The 17,105-nt window shown below is 66.3% G+C and carries 18 protein-coding genes and 2 pseudogenes; 8 read left to right on the forward strand and 12 right to left on the reverse strand.

Going from position 1 to position 17,105, the window contains the following annotated elements:
• Positions 1–7: 7 nt before the first annotated feature.
• On the reverse strand, positions 8–928 hold the full coding sequence (locus HZF05_RS16685) for a histone deacetylase family protein (RefSeq protein ID WP_160362925.1): 921 nt from the start codon (positions 926–928) through the stop codon (positions 8–10).
• Positions 929–1,024: 96 nt separating this feature from the next.
• Between HZF05_RS16685 and HZF05_RS16690 the strand changes: the two genes are divergently transcribed.
• From HZF05_RS16690 to HZF05_RS16700, 3 genes are read left to right on the forward strand one after another with little or no spacing between them, the layout of a single operon-like run.
• The gene (locus HZF05_RS16690; protein ID WP_343046910.1) at positions 1,025–1,972 is read left to right on the forward strand and encodes an alpha/beta hydrolase; all 948 of its coding nucleotides are present in this window, start codon (positions 1,025–1,027) and stop codon (positions 1,970–1,972) included.
• Positions 1,969–2,436: an RNA pyrophosphohydrolase gene (locus HZF05_RS16695; protein ID WP_160362927.1), complete on the forward strand. Its 468-nt coding sequence runs from the start codon at positions 1,969–1,971 to the stop codon at positions 2,434–2,436. Before HZF05_RS16690 ends, HZF05_RS16695 begins: the two co-directional genes overlap by 4 nt.
• A gap of 29 nt (positions 2,437–2,465) precedes the next feature.
• On the forward strand, positions 2,466–3,536 hold the full coding sequence (locus tag HZF05_RS16700; RefSeq protein ID WP_160362928.1) for a DUF481 domain-containing protein: 1,071 nt from the start codon (positions 2,466–2,468) through the stop codon (positions 3,534–3,536).
• A 151-nt stretch (positions 3,537–3,687) separates the two neighbouring features.
• On the opposite strand, the gene HZF05_RS16705 is transcribed toward HZF05_RS16700, so the two are convergent.
• From HZF05_RS16705 to HZF05_RS16725, 5 genes are all read right to left on the reverse strand, one after another.
• Positions 3,688–4,686, reverse strand: coding sequence for an MBL fold metallo-hydrolase (locus HZF05_RS16705; RefSeq protein ID WP_160362929.1), 999 nt, complete (start codon positions 4,684–4,686; stop codon positions 3,688–3,690).
• A gap of 11 nt (positions 4,687–4,697) precedes the next feature.
• The gene (locus HZF05_RS16710) at positions 4,698–6,101 is read right to left on the reverse strand and encodes an FAD-linked oxidase C-terminal domain-containing protein (protein ID WP_160362930.1); all 1,404 of its coding nucleotides are present in this window, start codon (positions 6,099–6,101) and stop codon (positions 4,698–4,700) included.
• Positions 6,102–6,157: 56 nt separating this feature from the next.
• Positions 6,158–8,458, reverse strand: coding sequence for a TonB-dependent receptor (locus HZF05_RS16715; RefSeq protein WP_160362931.1), 2,301 nt, complete (start codon positions 8,456–8,458; stop codon positions 6,158–6,160).
• A 133-nt stretch (positions 8,459–8,591) separates the two neighbouring features.
• Complete coding sequence (locus tag HZF05_RS16720) at positions 8,592–9,356, reverse strand: hypothetical protein (RefSeq protein ID WP_160362932.1); 765 nt, start codon at positions 9,354–9,356, stop codon at positions 8,592–8,594.
• On the reverse strand, positions 9,266–10,147 hold the full coding sequence (locus HZF05_RS16725) for a glycosyltransferase family protein (protein WP_160362933.1): 882 nt from the start codon (positions 10,145–10,147) through the stop codon (positions 9,266–9,268). The genes HZF05_RS16720 and HZF05_RS16725 overlap by 91 nt, the downstream gene beginning before the upstream one ends.
• A gap of 52 nt (positions 10,148–10,199) precedes the next feature.
• Here HZF05_RS16725 and HZF05_RS16730 point away from each other — a divergent pair, with 52 nt between their 5' ends.
• From HZF05_RS16730 to HZF05_RS16745, 4 genes and pseudogenes are all read left to right on the forward strand, one after another.
• Entirely contained in the window at positions 10,200–11,681 is a 1,482-nt protein-coding gene (locus HZF05_RS16730; RefSeq protein WP_160362934.1) for a glycosyltransferase family 39 protein, read from the forward strand.
• A gap of 19 nt (positions 11,682–11,700) precedes the next feature.
• A complete protein-coding gene (locus tag HZF05_RS16735) occupies positions 11,701–13,131 on the forward strand; it encodes a glycosyltransferase family protein (protein ID WP_160362935.1) in 1,431 nt (476 codons plus the stop codon).
• 22 nt (positions 13,132–13,153) lie between these two features.
• Positions 13,154–13,699, forward strand: coding sequence for a hypothetical protein (locus HZF05_RS16740; RefSeq protein WP_160362936.1), 546 nt, complete (start codon positions 13,154–13,156; stop codon positions 13,697–13,699).
• Between the two features lie 30 nt (positions 13,700–13,729).
• Positions 13,730–14,017: pseudogene (locus HZF05_RS16745) on the forward strand (heme-binding beta-barrel domain-containing protein); the annotation flags it as partial.
• Between the two features lie 6 nt (positions 14,018–14,023).
• Here HZF05_RS16745 and HZF05_RS16750 read toward each other — a convergent pair.
• The 3 genes and pseudogenes from HZF05_RS16750 to HZF05_RS16755 all read right to left on the reverse strand — a co-directional run.
• A pseudogene (locus HZF05_RS16750) lies at positions 14,024–14,946 on the reverse strand (IS3 family transposase); the annotation flags it as partial.
• Positions 14,916–15,041 (reverse strand): hypothetical protein, encoded by a 126-nt coding sequence (locus tag HZF05_RS22190; RefSeq protein WP_281367539.1) that lies wholly within the window; start codon positions 15,039–15,041, stop codon positions 14,916–14,918. The pseudogene HZF05_RS16750 and the gene HZF05_RS22190, both read right to left, overlap by 31 nt.
• On the reverse strand, positions 15,041–15,247 hold the full coding sequence (locus tag HZF05_RS16755) for a hypothetical protein (RefSeq protein WP_160362938.1): 207 nt from the start codon (positions 15,245–15,247) through the stop codon (positions 15,041–15,043). The genes HZF05_RS22190 and HZF05_RS16755 overlap by 1 nt, the downstream gene beginning before the upstream one ends.
• 187 nt (positions 15,248–15,434) lie before the next feature.
• Between HZF05_RS16755 and HZF05_RS16760 the strand changes: the two genes are divergently transcribed.
• A complete protein-coding gene (locus HZF05_RS16760) occupies positions 15,435–15,809 on the forward strand; it encodes a hypothetical protein (protein WP_160362939.1) in 375 nt (124 codons plus the stop codon).
• On the opposite strand, the gene HZF05_RS16765 is transcribed toward HZF05_RS16760, so the two are convergent.
• The 3 genes from HZF05_RS16765 to HZF05_RS16775 form a co-directional block, all read right to left on the reverse strand.
• Positions 15,803–16,108, reverse strand: a complete 306-nt coding sequence (locus HZF05_RS16765) for a hypothetical protein (RefSeq protein WP_160362940.1) — start codon at positions 16,106–16,108, stop codon at positions 15,803–15,805. The genes HZF05_RS16760 and HZF05_RS16765 overlap by 7 nt on opposite strands.
• Positions 16,109–16,181: 73 nt before the next feature.
• Positions 16,182–16,640, reverse strand: a complete 459-nt coding sequence (aac(6'), locus tag HZF05_RS16770; protein WP_425505635.1) for an aminoglycoside 6'-N-acetyltransferase — start codon at positions 16,638–16,640, stop codon at positions 16,182–16,184.
• A 64-nt stretch (positions 16,641–16,704) separates the two neighbouring features.
• Positions 16,705–17,091 carry a VOC family protein gene (locus HZF05_RS16775; RefSeq protein ID WP_246332055.1) on the reverse strand — a complete coding sequence of 129 codons (387 nt, stop codon included), beginning with the start codon at positions 17,089–17,091 and terminating at the stop codon, positions 16,705–16,707.
• Positions 17,092–17,105 lie beyond the last annotated feature (14 nt).

A 17,105-nucleotide genomic window follows, 5' to 3' on the forward strand; every position in this document is an offset into this window, starting at 1 on the left:
CCGCTGGTCAATGCCGAAAAGACGCTGCGGCGCGGTCATGTTCGTCGGCGAGGGTCAGCATCGTGCGGGCATGGCGGCGTGCGACGGCCATCCGGTCGTTGCCGTAGCCGCCGCCAAGCACGCTGGCGAGCGGGATGCCTTGCCGGGCGGCCGACGCCATGACGAAGCGGTCGCGCGCCTCCAGCCCTACGTCGCTGAGGTCCAGCCGGCCCAGCCTGTCCTCCCCGTGGGGATCTACGCCCGCCTGGTAGAAGATCAGGTCCGGTCGCGCATCGTCGATCAGGCTCGGAAGATATTGCGCTAAAACCGCAAGATAGTCGGCGTCGCTCGTTCCGTCGGCCAACGCGACGTCGAGATCGGAGACGGCCTTGCGCGCGGGGAAATTCTTTTCGCCGTGCATCGAGAAAGTGACGATGTCGTCGCGCCCTGCCGTCAACGCCGCGGTGCCGTCGCCCTGATGGACGTCGAGGTCGACGATCAGGATGCGGCGCACCGTGCCCTCCGCGATCAGCCGGTTTGCGGCAATCACGAGATCGTTGAACACGCAATAGCCGGCACCGGTATCGTAGAGCGCATGATGGCTACCACCCGCCCCGTTGGCGGCGAAGCCGTGGCGGAGCGCCAGCCGCGCCGCCAGCCACGTGCCACCGGGCGACATCACCGCGCGGCGCGCCACCCGCTCGCCGATCGGGAAGCCGATCCGCCGCTGCTTTTCAGGCGACACCGTGCAGATCAGCACCTCCTCGACATAATCGGGATCGTGCACCGCCTCGATCCAGCGGCGTGGCATGGGATCGGGATGATGCACCTCGTAGGCCGCGCCCATCTCGTCGAGCGCCATCGGCACCAGCCCGTATTTGTCGAACAGCATCCCCGTGCCCGGCGCGCCGGGGGCCACGTAATCGGGATGGTGGACGAAATGCAGCATGGTAACGTCATAGCGTCCAACCCGATCCGAGCGAGCGGGTTTCCTCTGTTCGCTCGGCCGGTTAGGGAGCGGGGCATCGCCTGCGAGGAGTCGCCCGTGACCGAACCTTATGTCCGTCCCGACGTCGCCGCTTTCCTCCAGTATCTGGCCTCGGTGCCGACGCCGAGGATCGATCAGGTCGATCCGATCGCCGCGCGCAAGATGGCCAGTGCCATGTCCGGCGTCGCCGATCTGCCGATCGGCCCGATCGCGGTGAAGCGGGATTTCGTCATGCCCGGCCCGGACGGCGATATCCCGTTGCGCCTCTACGATGCGCGCGAGACCCGCGCGCCGGGGCCGGTGATCGTCTTCTTCCATGGCGGCGGCTGGGTGCTGGGCGATCTCGCCAGCTACGATTCCGCCTGCGCAGAGATTGTGCGGGCGCTCGATCTGCCGCTGATCTCGGTGGGCTACCGCCTCGCGCCCGAGGCGCCCTGGCCCGCCGCGCCCGACGATTGCGAGGCGGCGGCGCGCTGGATCGCCGATGCTCCGGCGGCGCTCGGCCTCCAGCCGACCTCGCTGGTGCTGGCAGGCGACAGCGCCGGCGGCACGCTCACCATCGTCACCGCCATCGCGCTGCGCGAGAAACCCGCGGCACGGCCGGTGGTCGCGCAATGGGCGATCTATCCGGCGGCCGACATGGTCGCCCACTATCCCTCGTTCAAAGCGTTCGGCAGCGGCTACCTCTTGACCGAGGAATCGATGATCTGGTTCAATGGCCATTACAGGCCGGACGTGACGGACTGGCGTGGATCACCGATGGTGGCGGATCTCGCCGGCCTGCCGCCCGCGCTCGTCACCACCGCCAGCCTCGATCCGATCCGCGATCAGGGACGTGCCTATGTCGCCGCTCTGGCGCAAGCGGGCGTGCCGGTGAGCTTCCGCGAGGCGCGGGGCAACATCCACGGTTTCCTTAACATGCGCCGCGCCATCCCTTCCTCGGCGAAGGATGTCGCCGACAGCCTCGCCGCCTTGAAATCGCTCTTGTCGGAGATTGCCGCGTGAAGGACCTGCCCTACCGCCCCGCCGCCGGGATCATGCTGATCAACGCCGAGGGCAGGATCTTCGTCGGCCAGCGGATCGATACGACGCTGGAGGCCTGGCAGATGCCGCAGGGCGGGATCGATCCGGGCGAGGATCCCGAGCAGGCCGCGTTCCGCGAATTGGAGGAGGAAACCGGCATCCCGCGCCGTCTCGCCGAGATCGTCGCCCGCGCGCCGAAGACGTTCGATTACGACCTGCCGCCCGAACTCGTCAGCAAGCTGTGGAAAGGCAAATATCGCGGCCAGCGCCAAACCTGGTTCCTGATGCGATTCCTCGGCGAAGACAGCGATGTCGCGATCGAGACCGCGCATCCCGAGTTCCGCGCCTGGAAATGGGCCGAGCCGAGCGAATTGCCGGACATGATCGTGCCCTTCAAGCGCGATCTCTATGAGAATGTGCTACGCGCGTTCGCACACCTGATCTGAAAGAGACGGCCAAAGGGGTTCTTTTGCGCATGATGTATCGCGCCCTGTATCTGTGCCTGCTTGCCCCCGCGACGGCCGCCGTCGCGCAGCCGCCCGAGGCAGAGACGGCACAGGCCGAACCGCTACCCCCGATCATCTGGCTGGCGCCGCCGCCCGCGAGCGGTTCGTTCGAGACGCCGGTCGCCGTGCCCGAGGCGCCGATGGTCACCTTGCTGATCCCGCCGCCGCCCAACCCCAACGCGGTCGCGCTGCCGCCCGCCGCGCGCGCGGTGCTGGAACAGGCGATGAAGACCAACGACGCCGCCACGTTCGCCGCCGTCGAGAAGACGACGCGCGAGCAATATCCGGACGGCGGCCCGCAGATCGACGCGCTGGCCGCCAAGAATGCCGCGCAGATCGCCGAGAAGCAGGCGGCCGACGCCCGCGCCAAGGCCGAGAAGCTCGCCGCCGCATCCTTCCTCGACAATTGGAAGGGCGAGATCGATCTCGGCGGTTCCTACACCAAGGGCAATACCGACGCGGTGGCCATCTACGGCGCGTTCAAGCTCAACAAGGAAGGGCTGAACTGGCGCCACGCCCTCTCCGCGCGCGCCGATTACGCCAAGAGCGCGGGCGAGCTTTCCACCGACAAGGACACCGCCGCCTATCAGCCGCAATACAAGCTGACCGACCGGCTCTACATATACGGCCTCGGCCAGTTCGATCGCGACGAGATCCTGGGCATCCGCTACCGCTTCACCGAGAGCGCGGGCCTCGGCTACACGCTGGCCAAGGGCTCCAAGTTCACGCTGGCGGTGGAGGCCGGGCCGGCGGTGCGCGAGACTCGCTATATCGGCCAGCCACGCGATACCAACCCGGCCGGGCGCGGATCGGTCAATTTCGACTGGAAGCCCAACGGCAATATCGAGCTCAGCAACCAGTCGGCCGTTTATGTGGAGTCGGACGACACCAACATCACCTCGACCACGGCGCTGACCAGCAAGCTGTTCGGGCCGGTGAAGGGCCAGATCTCCTACAACCTCACCTACGAGGACGACGTGCCGGGGCAGGCGAAGAATTTCGACACGATCACGGCGGCGTCGCTGGTCTACAGCTTCTGACGGCACAGCCTTGCTGACACCCGGCACACTCTACCCGGGCGAGAAATCCGGCGATCGGGCGCAGACTGCCACGCAGATGAGGCTGCGTAGAGAGTCAGGATGGAGCTCGATCGCCGCGCCCAGCCCGCCGATCACCTTCCTGCGCTGCATGTCACTGCTCCTGCAGGTTTCGGACCGCCGTCGCGATATCGACAGGGACGATCACGGGCATGGTCCGGATCGCCACGCCATCCTGCTTCGCCAGCGGCTCGATCTTCGCCATGCCTTTGGGGATGTCGTCCATGAAGCGACGCAGCGGCAGCAGCGGCTGGTCGAGCGGGCGCAGCAAATCGTCCCAGTGGATCGGCACGACCAGCTTCGCACCCGTCGCTTCCACCACCTCGTGCCAATAGGCCCGCGCAAAATCGTCCGGTTGCGCGCCGAGCCCGCCGGTCGCGAGGAACACCGCATCCGCATGGACGCCGCGATACATGCCCGGCACGAAATTGGCGCTGGGATGGACGAGGATGCTTAAGCCGCGATGCGCGATCAGGAAGGCGAAGGTTCCGCCCTCCTTGTAATCCTTGACCTTTGCGGGGAAACTCAGCGGCCAGGTGATCGTGCCTGGCACACGATCGCCCGGCGAATGGAGCGAGCGGAAGACGGTGACATGAAAGGCACCGGTGTCGAGCTGCTCCCCGCCGGACGCGACGCGGATGTGCGCATCCGGAATGCCGCCGCCCAGCGCCACTTCGCGTGTCGAGGGCGAGCCGACGGTCGTCGTGCCGGTCGCCCGCGCCACTGCCGGCGCATCGAGCACATGATCGTAATGCGAATGCGACACGAGCAGCAGGTCGACCCGCTCCACCTGTGCTTGCGCGAGTATCCGGCGGACGAGCGCGGGATCGGGCGCGACCGTGCCGAACAACACCTTGCCCAGTCCCGGTCGGGTGAGCAGGCTGTCCACCATCACGGCATGATCGCCATCGCGGAACAGCGAGGTCGTCGTGCCGAAAAACTGCGCGTCGAGCGTCCCGTGCGTCAACGACGCAGATGGCAGCCGTTCGCTCGCGGGCAGCGCAAGCGGGTGGCCGAGGCGCCCCACGGCATATCCCAACGCCGCCAGCAGTGCCGTCGCCAGAACGATCCCTATTCCCGTTCTCTTACGCATATCATCGCTCCTCAGAGCGTGAAGATCTTGCCCGGATTGAACAGGTCCCGGGGATCGAGCGCGCGCTTGATCGTGCGCATGATCTCGACCGTGTCTTCGCCCAGTTCCTCGACCAGCCAGTGCTGCTTACCGAGGCCGATGCCATGCTCGCCGGTACAGGTGCCTTCCATGTCGAGCGCGCGGCGAACGATACGCGCGTTGATCGCCTCGACCTCCGCCATTTCCTCCGGCTGGTTCGGATCGATCGAGAAGATGACGTGGAAATTGCCGTCGCCGACATGGCCGAGGATCGTCGCGGGCATGCTGGCCCTGGCGAGATCGGCCTGGGTCTGCTCGATGCATTCGGGCAGGCGGCTGATCGGCACGCAGACGTCGGTGGACCAGCCGACAGCGCCAGGGCGAAGGTTCACGGCGGCATAATAGGCCTCGTGGCGCGCCTTCCAGAGCTTCGCCCGTTCCTCGGGGAGGTTGGACCAGCGGAACTCGCCGCCGCCATTGGCGCCCGCGATCTCGCTCACCATCGCGATCTGCTCGGCGACGCCGCTCCCGGAGCCGTGGAACTCGAAGAAGAGCGTCGTCACTTCCGGATAATCGAGCTTGGACCAGCGATTGACCGCTTCCATCTGTTTTGCGTCGAGGATCTCCACACGCGCCAGCGGCACGCCGATCTGGATCGACTGGACGACGGTGTCGACCGCGCCCTTCAGTGTCTCGAACCCGCAGACGGCCGACGAGATCGTCTCGGGAATCGGATGCAGGCGCAGCGTGATCTCGGTGATGATGCCGAGCGTACCCTCCGAACCGACGTAGAGCCGGGTGAGATCGTAGCCCGCCGCCGATTTGCGCGCGCGCCGCGCGGTGTCGATCACCTTCCCCTCCGGCGTCACCACCTTCAGGCTCAGCACCGCGTCGCGCATCGTGCCATAGCGCACGGCGTTGGTGCCGCTCGCCCGGGTCGAGGCCATGCCGCCGAGCGTGGCGTTGGCGCCGGGATCGATCGGGAAGAACAGCCCCATGTCGCGCAAATGGTGGTTGAGTTCCTCGCGGCGGGCGCCGGCCTGCACGGTGCAGTCGAAATCCTCGGGTCGCGCCTCGACGATCGCATTCATGGCCGTGAGATCGAGGCTGATGCCGCCGCGCACCGGCAGCGCATTGCCCTCGATCGAGGTGCCCGCGCCGAACGGCACGATCGGCACTCCGGCGGCGACGCAGAGCTTCACGCAATCGACCACATCCCCGGTCGATCGCGCGAAGAGCACGGCGTCCGGCAGGGCCGGCTCGAAATGTGCCTCGCTCCTGCCGTGCTCGGCGCGAACCGCCGCGCCGGTCTGGAACTGCGCCCCGAAGCGCGCGGCCAGCGCGTCGAGCACCGCCGGATCGATCGGCTTGCGCTGGAAATCCTGAGAATGCTGCACGAGATAACCCCCGGAAAGCAGACGGTTCGGGGAGGCGCCCGCCTCCCCGTTCCTTATCAGAAGCGGATCGCCGCCTCGGCGCCGATCGTCCGCGGCGTGATCACCGACGCCGCATAGGGCTGGCCCGCCGTCGTGGTCGGCGCCAGCCCCTCATAGCCGTCGACGATGATCGCGCGCTTGTCGGTCAGGTTGCGGGCGAAGGCGGACAGCGTCCACTGGCCGAAGTCCAGCCCGGCGCGCAGATCGACCGTCGCATAGTGGCGGAGCGTGCGGCCGTAATGCTGCGTGCCCGCGCTCGTCTTGCCGGTATAGTCGTCGATCCGGTTGCCGACATAGCTTCCGGTGGCGCCAAAGGTCAGCTTGGTGCTGTCGTTGAGCGGAATCGCATAGTCGGCGCTCAGCGATCCGGTCCAGTGCGGCACATAGGGCAGGCGATCGCCCTTGATGCCGCCCGCCGCCGGCGCCGCCGAGGCGAGCTTGGCGTCGGTGTAGGCAAGGTTGACGCCCAGCGTGAGCCCGGCGATCGGATGATAGCCGAGCGTCAGCTCGCCGCCCTTGCTGCGCGCCTTGCCGCCGTTGACGAGGTAGTTGAAGCCGCCCTTGCTCGTCTGGATCTGGATATGATCCCAGTCGGTGTAGAACAGCGCCGCATCGACGGTGATCTTGCGGTCCGCCGTCTGGCCCTTGAAGCCGACCTCATACTGGGTGAGCTTGTCCGGATCGAAGGTCAGCGGCACGCCGCCGGTCGGCGGGGCCGGGTTCGGGCCGCCCGGGCGGTAGCCGGTGGCCACGCGGCCGTAGAGCATCTCGTCGTCCGAGAATTTGAAGCGCGGCGTCGCCATCCAGGTCACGACATTGTGCTTCTCGACACCGTCGGCGAGGATCTGCGGCTTGCCGGCAGTGAGCGCGATCAGCAGGCCCGAATAATCCTGCGCGTAGGTCTGGTGATCATGGCTGTAGCGGACGCCGCCCAGCACATCGAACTTGTCGCCGATATGCAGGCGCGCATTCCCGAAGAACGAATATTCATCGTAGGTGGAGTCGATCGACGCGATCGCGAACGGCGGCAGGCTGTTGATCGGCGCGCCGGTCGTGGTCGAGAAATAATCGATATTCGGGATCTTGTTGATGTCGGATTCGTGCGTCCAGTAGAAGCCGCCCTGGAGATCGAGCAGCCCGCCGACATCGTTCATGCTGGCGCGCGCTTCCTCGGACCAGCGATCGGTGTGCTTGATCGTGTTGACACTCATGCCGAGGTTGGGCGGGACGACGAGGCCCGTCACGAGATTGATGAGAGTCGCATTTTGCGTCAGGAACGCGGCGTAGCTGTTCGTCGCGTCGCCCAGCTCGCGATAGTAGATGCGCTGGTAGGTGGTCGACGAGACTAGATTCAGCTTGCCGAAATCGGCATGCCAGGTCGCGTTGTAGAGACGCAGGCGCATATAGCCGGTCTCGGGCGCATAACGGTTCTGCTTGAGATCGCCGTAGATCGGCTTGAAGGTCGCCGCGTCGACATCCTCGGTGTTGGTGCCGTCGGTCGCGGTGTCCTGAAGGATCGCCGAGAGATCGAGGCGCACGTTCGGCGCGAACTTCATCGACAGCATCGCGCGGCCACCGCGCACCTTGGCGTCGTTGATGTCGTCCTTGCCGACGCGCGGGTTGATATTGTCGATATAGCCGGGATCGCGCCGGTAGAAGCCCGAGACATGCAGGCCGAGCTGATCGGTGACCAGCGGGATGTTGATTGTCGCGCGACCCGAATAGCCGAGATCGCCATGATCGACGCTGGTGATCCCCGCCGAGGCGCGGCCGGAGAAATGCTCGAGGTCGGTCGGCACGGTGGTGAACTTCAGCAGGCCGCCCACCGCGCCGGCGCCGTAAAGCGTGCCCTGCGGGCCTTTCAGCACCTCGATCTGGCCGATGTCCGACGGATCGAGATCGGGCGTGATCCCGTTGCCGCCGGTGTAAGCGTTGACCGAGCCGACCGGCGCCTCATCCACGTAGAAACCGGTGGTCGATCCCGGTTGCGACGAGCCGGTGGTGATGCCGCGCAGCGTGATCTGGGTGTTGCCGGTGCGCGCCGAGGTGAGGCTGAGGCCCGGAATACGCGAAGCGTAATCCTGGAAGCGGGTCACGCCGCGCTTGGTGAGATCGGTTGCGGTGACGACGGAGATCGAGGCCGGCACGTCCTGCAATCGCTCGGACCGCTTCTGAGCAGTGACGATGATGTCGGCTGGCGCGGCGTCGCTGACGGTCGGGGTCGGCGCTTCGGCCTGCGCATGCGCACCGCCCGCCATGAGCATGGCGCCCGTCACGCCGGACAGCAGCATCCCCTTGATCTGACCAAAGCCCCTCATCGTCTCTCCTTTCGGCGGCGCGTTGTTCGCGCTGTACTGGCCACCTTTCAGGTAGCTTCCTGCCTTTCCTATCAGATAGGATGCCGATAGACGCACAGGCTCGCTGTGCCGATCGGCAATCCGATGATGCCGCTCAGCGGTCCGTGATCATGGTCTGACAGCCGACGAGCCGCGTCCAGCACGGCACGCCGAAGCCCACAGATGCCGCATAGCGATGCAGCGGAGTACCGGTCGCCGCCCCTATATCGGGAACGTCGCGATAGAAGTCCGGCGTCGTGCGCGGCCATTCGGTTCCCGAAGACCGCGCGCTCCACCGCTCCTGCCCCGCGAAGTCGCGCTTGAGCGCGACGGCAACGAAGCGCTGTCCGGAAACCGGGACCTGATGGTAATCGAAGACGTTGCGCGATGCGCCGGCGCGATCCTCGATCGCCGAGCGGCCGAAATAGACGGCGCGGAAATCGGCCTGAGGCTTCGCGAAGACGAGCATCCGTGCCGGCGCGTCGCTGCCGACCTCGACCGGCAAGGCCCGGATGAAAGTCGCGAGGACGAGGACGATCGTGATCGCCGCGCCCGTGACCGGTGCATGACGGACATCGCGCAGGAAGAGCAGCAGGAACAGTGCGAAGGCGGGGAACATCCATTTGAAATAATGGACGTTGTTGAACCGCCAGAGCCCGCTCGGCAACAGATCGACGTAAGCCAGCATCGTCCCACCATAAACGAGCAGCGCCAGCCCGATGCAGATCGCCGCCCACTGCTGCCCACCCGGCCGGACCGCCTCGAACACCAGCCCCGCCGCGCCGAGGATTAGCCACGGGCAGGCGTGAAGCAGCCCCTCCCCGTCGGGAAACCACGCTCCGGGATCGGCATCAGGACATAGGCCTTCCAGCCCAGCCATGCGAAATTCTCGCCATAGGCGGCGGAAAGCCTATCATAGTCCGAGAGGTGCGGTCCGTAGATCGCCAGATGCAGCGCCAGATAAGCCGTCCAGCAGGCGAGCACGATCGTCGCGATCAGGGCGATGCGCCCGAGCTCCCGCCGCGCCAGCAGGCGCCAGCCGGCCATTGCCCCCAGCACCGCGACCATCAATAGGTCACCGGGCCGCACCAACGGGATGGCCGCCATGCACAGAGCCGTGCCGACCGCCGTCCGCCGCCTCACTGGACCATCGAAAATGGCGAGCGTGCCGGCGATCACCAGCCAGATCAGGGCTGCCGAGGGTGTCGTCGTCCATGGCTCCAGCCAGCGCCTGCCGATCTCCGGATAGAGGATCGTCGAGGCGGCGAAGAGCAAGGTGGCCAGCCAAGGCCCCACTCCGAACCGCCGGGCAACCGCCGCGAAGCCGAGATACGCACCGATGAAACAGGCGCAATCGACGAGCAGGAACGGCACGGTCGGCCAGAGCCACACGAAGGGCGCACCCAGCAGCGGATAGAGCAAGGGGTACCAATGCTCGGCCGGATCGAGCCGGAGATGCGCGAAGGCCGTCGCCGAAACCAGATAGCGCCCCTGATCCGCCCAACCCGACCACACCACGCCATGCATCGTAACCAGCTTGGCATAAGCCACCGCGTAAAGCGTGGCGATCACGAGCCATGGAAGGTGCCGGTTCAGCAGACCGAGAGACGGGCGTTGCATGGCGCTGCCCTTGGTCGATCCGCCAAGGCCAGACAAGCGCGGATCCGTCATCCAGCAGGCGCCGTGATTGTGCAGATGGCGCGCGTCACCTAATGGAGCGCCCATGTACAGCGTATCTGTTGCGTCGCTTATCCCGGCCAGGTCGCTTCCGCGAGCCGGCGAGAATCTCCTCTTTCCCGTGCTGCTCGCCTTGTGCGCTATCGTCACGGCGCTGGCGGCGGCAGGACCGCTGGCCGGCCTCTTCGATCGCACCTCGATCGATTATGGCGAGGGCTGGAACGCCTATTGGGCGGCGGCGGCGATGGGCGCCGGGCCGCTTTATTCCAAGGCCCACATCCTCGTCGCCAACAATTACCCGCCGCTCTCCTTCTACGTGAACGGGCTGGTCGGATTGATCACCGGTGATGACGTCATCGCCGGCCGTCTCGTCGCCACCGCCTCCACGCTCGCCGTCGCCGGGCTGATCGCGGTCATCGTCCGCCGAACCGGCGCGCCGTGGCGCTGGGGAATCGCCGCAGCTATCCTCTTCCTCGGCTACGACATACTCTATTTCAGCCAGTTCCTGGCGGTGAACAATCCGCAGTGGCTGGGGCAAGCGGTGATGCTGGCGGGGCTCCTGCCCCTGATCGGCCCGCGTGCACTGACCGGGCGACGCATCGTCGTCGCGGCGGGCATCATGATACTGGCCGGGCTCGTCAAGCACAACCAGTTCGCGCTGCCGCTGGCGGTGACGCTGTGGCTGCTCGCCCGCGATCGTCGCGCGTTCGGCATCTGGATCGCGGCCGGGATCGGCTGGGCCGCGCTCGCCGGGCTGCTCCTCTATGCCTGCTACGGATCGGCCGTGTTCGTGGAGCTGCTGCAGTTCAAGCGGACGACCAACATCGTCAACTTCGTCTCTGGCCTGCGCAAGATGGGTTGCTTCGCAGCATTGACCGGGGTGGCACTTCTTGTCCTGCGGACGATGCGGGGTGGTCGGCGGGTGCTGCCCCTCATCCTGTATGCGGTACTGGGGCTGGTGCTCGGCGCGCTACAACGGCTGGGCAGCGGCGTCTATATCAATGCTCATTTCGATGCGCTGATCGGGCTGACCATCCTCTGCGGCGTGGCGCTGGGCCGGGCCGCACGTCGGAATGTCGGACCGGATCGCGCGACGCGATCGGCGCTGCTTTTGGTGCTGGTCGCGCCTCTCGCTCTGATCGCCAGCTCGCATGTCGGACGTTCTTTCCGGCAACTGCGCGAACGGCCCGATCGGACGGCCGCCTGGGAGAGCATGATCGCCGATGTGCACAATGCCCACGGTCCCGTCCTCTGCGAGGTGCCGGTGGTCTGTTACTGGGCGGGGCGCCCCTTCTCGCTCGATTTCTTCGCCTACGGGCAGAAGCTGCGTACCGGTACCGATCCACGGCCGCTTGCGGGCCTGATCGAGGGCCATCGGCCGGCGCTGATCATCCTCGATCCCGCCTATAACGCGCAATCGGGCGAAGGGCGCCTGCCCGTCCCCTTCCCGGCGCTGATGCGCGCCAACTATCATGTCGTGCGCACCGTTCCGTACGGGATCGAGGAACGGGCACCGAATGCCGGCTGACCGACGGACGGACCGATGGATGCTGCCGGGCGCGCTCCTGCTCAGCGTTGCGATCCGCGCCACCCTGCTTGTCAAGCCGCGCTCCTACCAGGCGGACGAGGTCTTCCAGTATCTCGAGCAGGCGCACCGGCTCGTCTTCGGCCCTGGCGTGATTCCGTGGGAATACCGGCTGGGCATCCGCAGCTGGCTTTTCCCGCTGGCGCTGAGCGGCCCGATGGCGCTGGGCGGATGGCTGGCGCCCGGCACCGGTGCCTATCTGCTGCTACCCAAGATCGCGCTTGTATTGCTCTCGCTGACGGTCGTTCGGGCGGCATATTCGCTCGGACGCCGGATATCGCCGCTCCACGCGCTCGTCGCTGCTCTAGTGGCAGCCGGCTGGTCGGAGCTCGCCCTGTTCGCGACGCAGGCGCTGAGCGACAGCGTCGCGCTGCCGCTCTTCTTCGGCGGCGCCGCCTTGCTCTACGGCAAGCCCGGGCCGCGCCGCCTCGCCGCTGCCGGTTCGCTGCTGGCGCTGGCCTGCCTGATCCGGTTTCAGGACACGCCGGCCATCCTGCTGTTCGTGGTGCTGGTCTGTCGGCTGGATCGGCAGCGCTGGCTGTGGGGTCTCGCCGGTGCCGTGCCGATGCTCGCCATCAGCGCCGCGATCGATCTGGCGATGGGGCAGGCCCCGTTCGGCTGGGTATGGGCCAATTTCCACCAGAATATCACGGTCGGCCGGTCGTATCTCTGGGTGGAGAAGCCGAGCTTCTACCTCAGGCGGATCGTCACGATCTGGAAGGTCGCGGCCCTGCCGATCCTGATCCTCGCAGGTATCGGCGCGCGACGTTATCCGGCGCTGCTGGCGATGGCGGCGGCCGACATCGCGCTCCATTCGGCCGTCGCGCACAAGGAATATCGCTACATCCTGCTCGCCACCACCGCGATCGCGCTGCTGGCCGCGATCGGTACCGCCGACGCCGTGACGTGGGCAAGGCAACGCTGGTCGCGGGCGCCCTGGCTGACGGTCGCGCTGCTCTTCTGGGGCATCACCTCGATCATGACGACCCGTCCGCGCTTCGTCGCCTATGAATGGTCGCAGGCGACGCCGAGCCTCGAGGCGTTCACGCTCGCGCGGAATTCGCCGGAGATATGCGGGCTGGCGGTCCACGGCATCTGGTGGAGCCACACCGGCGCCTATGCCTATCTGCACCGGCCGATCCCGCAATATCTGCCGGACTTCGCGCACGATCCCGGCGCTGCGCTGCGGACAGGTGCTCCGGCCTTCGATGCCATCGTAGCGCCGCCGCGCACCCGCGATCTGCCGTCCAGTTATGGGGTGAAGCAATGCTTCGGCGAGGATGGCCGTTATCCCGATCAGGCCGCCTGCCTTTATGAGCGCTCGGGGGTTTGCGATCCGCGTCCCGCCGCGCCGTTTGAAATCAACCGCGCGCTGATCGCGACGGATCGCTAGGATCGGCGGGGAGGAACGGCACATGGCGTGGCACGGACCAGATCGTCAGCTGACGGCTTCCGTTTTCGCGGCGATGACGCTTTGCATCGCGAACACGGCATCCACCGCAATCCCGCCGATCGTCGACTCCGACGAAGGCCCGAATCACTTCGCCAGCCGCCCTTGCGGCGACACCCTCTGCATGGCGGTTCAGCTGAACGGCGTGGCTGAGGAGTCCGATCTGCCCCAGTCGGTCGGCCGCTTCCTCATCAAGCTCGGGAAGAGCCTGCGCGGCGACGGTAATCCGGCAAAACCGGGATCCGACGCGCTTGTGATCGCCTTCAACGCTTACCGCATCGCGGCGAACGGCAGCCGCTCGTCAATTCCGTGGGCGGTTACGAGCGTATCGACCCGCGAGGTCGCCGCAGCACGACCCGCCGATTTCGAGCAGGCGCTGGGTCTTGTCCACACCATCGCGTTCCGCTCCCCCGAAGCCGCTACCGCGACACGAGATTTCTGCAGTGATCCGGCGAACAGCGGGCCGAGCGGGCGCTTCTGCCGCTTGGTGCGCCAGCGCTTTCGCGTGTAGGATCGCCCCGATCCGACGGAGGCACGCCGCATGAATCCGTTCCCGCACGACATCTTCACCGAGCCCAGCGACCTCGATTCGGACACGCTCGCCAATCTCGGCCCGCTCACCCGGCTCGCCGGACGATGGGAGGCGACCAAGGGCATCGACATCAATCCCAAGGCCGCCGCGCCCGAGCGCCGCACTTTCATCGAGCGGATCAGCTTCGACCCGATCGACCCGCGGACCAATGGCCCGCAGCTCTTCTACGGCCTGCGCTACCATATCCACATCACGACCAAAGAGGAGGAAATCACCTTCCACGAGCAGGTCGGCTACTGGCTGTGGACGGAGGTGGAGCGAAGCGGAACCGGAGGCCCGCCATGGCGGTGTCGCTGTCTCGGGGGCCGGCGGGCGATAGCCGAGACTGCTGTGCGGCCGGATGGTATTGTAGTGGCGCTGCCAGGCCTCGATCAGCACCCTGGCCTCGGCGAGGCTGTAGAAGAGAACTCGCCGTTCAGCAGCTCGTCGCGAAGCGAGCCGTTGAAGCTCTCGTTGTAGCCGTTCTCCCAGGGAGAGCCCGGCGTGATGTGGAGCGTCTTCACGCCGATCTTCCCGAGCCATTTCCGGACCTCGCCAGCGATGAATTCGTTGCCGTTATCGGAACGAACATGGGCGGGCGGCCCCGCCAGAAGAACAGCTCCGCCAAGGCGGCCAGCACATCCTTCATGGTTGAGCCTGCGGGCGACGATCAGCGCGAGGCACTCCCGGCTGAATTCGTCGATGATGGTGAGGATGCGGAATTTCCGCCCATCGTGGGTGCGTCCCTCGACAAAATCGCACCCCTCCGCAGCCATTCCAACGATGCTGCGCATCGCCGGAACCTTGGGCTGCTCCGCCCAGACATGGCCCGCATATTCCGGCCGGAGCCGGATGCAGGATCCGTCATTGAGCCACAGCCGACCACGTTTCGGCTGGCGCTGGGGCACCTTGAGACCCTCGCGCCGCCAGATCCGCTCGACCCTCTTGTTGTTCACCGTCCGGCCGGCCGCGTGCAGCAACGCCGTCACCCGGCGATAGCCGTAACGCCCGTATTGCCTGGCCAGCTCGATGATGTCCTCGGTCAGCGCCGCTTCGTCATCCGCCCCGCGCGGCACCTTGCGCTGCGTCGACCGATGCTGGCCAAGCACCCGGCACCCCTCCACAGCCTTTCCACCGATGCTGCGCCGACGGGCCATCACTCTTCCGGATCGCCGCCGTCGTCCTGGTTTTCGGGCAAAGCATCCCACTCCTCCGGCGTCATACCCGTCCACAACTCGAACGGGCTCACGTCGCGCGGCTCCTCGGGGTCGGGCGGACGCATCAGATCAGCCTAAGTTGCTCGGCCCGGTCGGCGAGCACCGGGCGCACGAGCAAGGCGGCAGCCACGGCCTGACGGTAGTGGACCGTCTCGAGACGCTCGGCCTGCTCGAAGCTGACGGGCGCCCATTCCGGGCCTGGATAGACGGTGTCATAGATCACGCTTGCGGCCACGCGCAGCCGCAAGTAGTGCCGCAATACCAGCTGCACGAGCTGCCTCCAACGATGATCGATGCCCGACTCGGGAGGGGATGTATCATAGAACAGACAGGGAACTGCGAAAAGTGCTCCGCTGGTGTCGAGCGCCTTCGCTGGCGGGCGTAATCTATGATAGCGCCAAGGAACCCGCCGCCGGTATAGAGGCGACACCGACGCTTCGAGGCGTAGCGGGGGCAGTTTGATCGAACGCGAATTTGACGAGGCGACCGGGACCATCTCGGTCCGGGGCACGGGCCTTTACTCGTTCATGGACGTCGAGCAGCACTATGTGGCGTTGCGCGAACTGGTTGCGCGCGTTCGGTCGTCTGGCAGGCCTGTTCGCGTGCTTTCAGACGTCACGCACGGCGTGAGGCAGGCCGGCTGGGTGGAGGATTATATCCTCGATCAGATGACGCAGACCTTCGAGGCCGGTGATCGGATCGCCTTCCTGACCGCGAACTACCCGGACAGGGCACACATCCAGGATATTGGCGGGCATCTGGTGCGCTCCTTCACGTCGCGGAGCGCAGCGGAGCAATGGCTGGCCGCGCCGGAAGACGCCGCCGGTCAGTGAGGCTGGACCGTGGCGAGCGTCGCGCCGGCATATTTCGGATCGGATGGCCGGAAGGCCGCAAACGGCCTGAAGCGATAATTGTCGAGACGCGGATCGTTCAGGCCCTGCACCTTGAACGTGCCTAACTTCGTCTCACGCGGCGCTGCGCCATCGCGTTCCACCGTGACCGCGTCGAGATAAAGCTCGTCGTGGCGCGTGTAGAGGATGTGCGGAGCGAGGATGACCCGCCCCTTATTGTAAACCGCTCTGATGCGCACTTTCCGCTCGATCGCGGCGGCGAGGATATGCTCGGCGTCCATAGATCCTCCGTACGCCATCCAAACGCGCTGTCGAGGCATATGTTGCGCTGCACAATTTTGACGTTGGCGAGTGCTATTTCGGGATTTGGATATCCAGGTCCTTGCGGAAGAAAACGACGCGCTCTGTTTCGGCGAAACCCACGCCTTCATGGGCGCGATGCGACGCATCGTTGTCGATCAGCGCGTCCGAGGCGAGTTCGGTGCAGCCGCGTTCCCGCGCCCACAGCTCGACCGCCGCGATCAGGCCCCGCCCGACCCCCCGCCGTCGCACCGCTTCGCGGACATAGAGGCCTTCGAGAAACGCGACCGGAGACGTCGAGCAGCCATTCACGTAATCGAACCGGAGCGACGCTTCCGCGAAGCCGAGCAGATGGCCGTCATCGTCCCGTGCCAGGAAGGCCGCCAGCCGTGTCGGCTCGCCGACCGCAGCGATGGCGAAATCGAGATGCTCACCGGCCGTGCCATCCGGCCAGAGTTCGGTCCGAAGCTCCGCCCAGGCACTGACGTGCGCCGCTGAGCACGTTTCGATCACCACGCCGGTCACTAAGTCATCGGGCATGGCATCCTCCCCTATCCAGAGACGGCATACGCTACCATCAGGGCTCCGGCTGCATCAACCGCGACGGCCACCCGATCCGGATCAGCATGCCGTCCGGTCCCGCGATTCCGACTTCGTAGAGACCCCACTCCCGATGCCGCAGGATGCCGCCCGGCCGGATCACGAGATCGTCGACCAAAGCGGCGATCGCGTCGACCTGCGGCGTTCGGATGAAGACACCGAACGGGTTATGGCTTTCGGGAACCCGCCACGGCCCCTCGCCGGCCTGCGTCAGATGGACCTCGCAGTCCCAGCCCGTCATGATCGCATATTGGGCGTCGCCACCGGTGCGGCTGAAGCCGAGCCGCTCCCAGAACGGAATCGCGCCAGCGAGATCATTGTGGGGCACGATCGCAAACGCGCCCGTCGTCGCGGGAATAGGCACTGGCATCCTCCGCA

The sequence above is a fragment of the Sphingomonas chungangi genome (assembly GCF_013778325.1).
Taxonomy (GTDB): Bacteria; Pseudomonadota; Alphaproteobacteria; order Sphingomonadales; family Sphingomonadaceae; genus Solisphingomonas; species Solisphingomonas chungangi.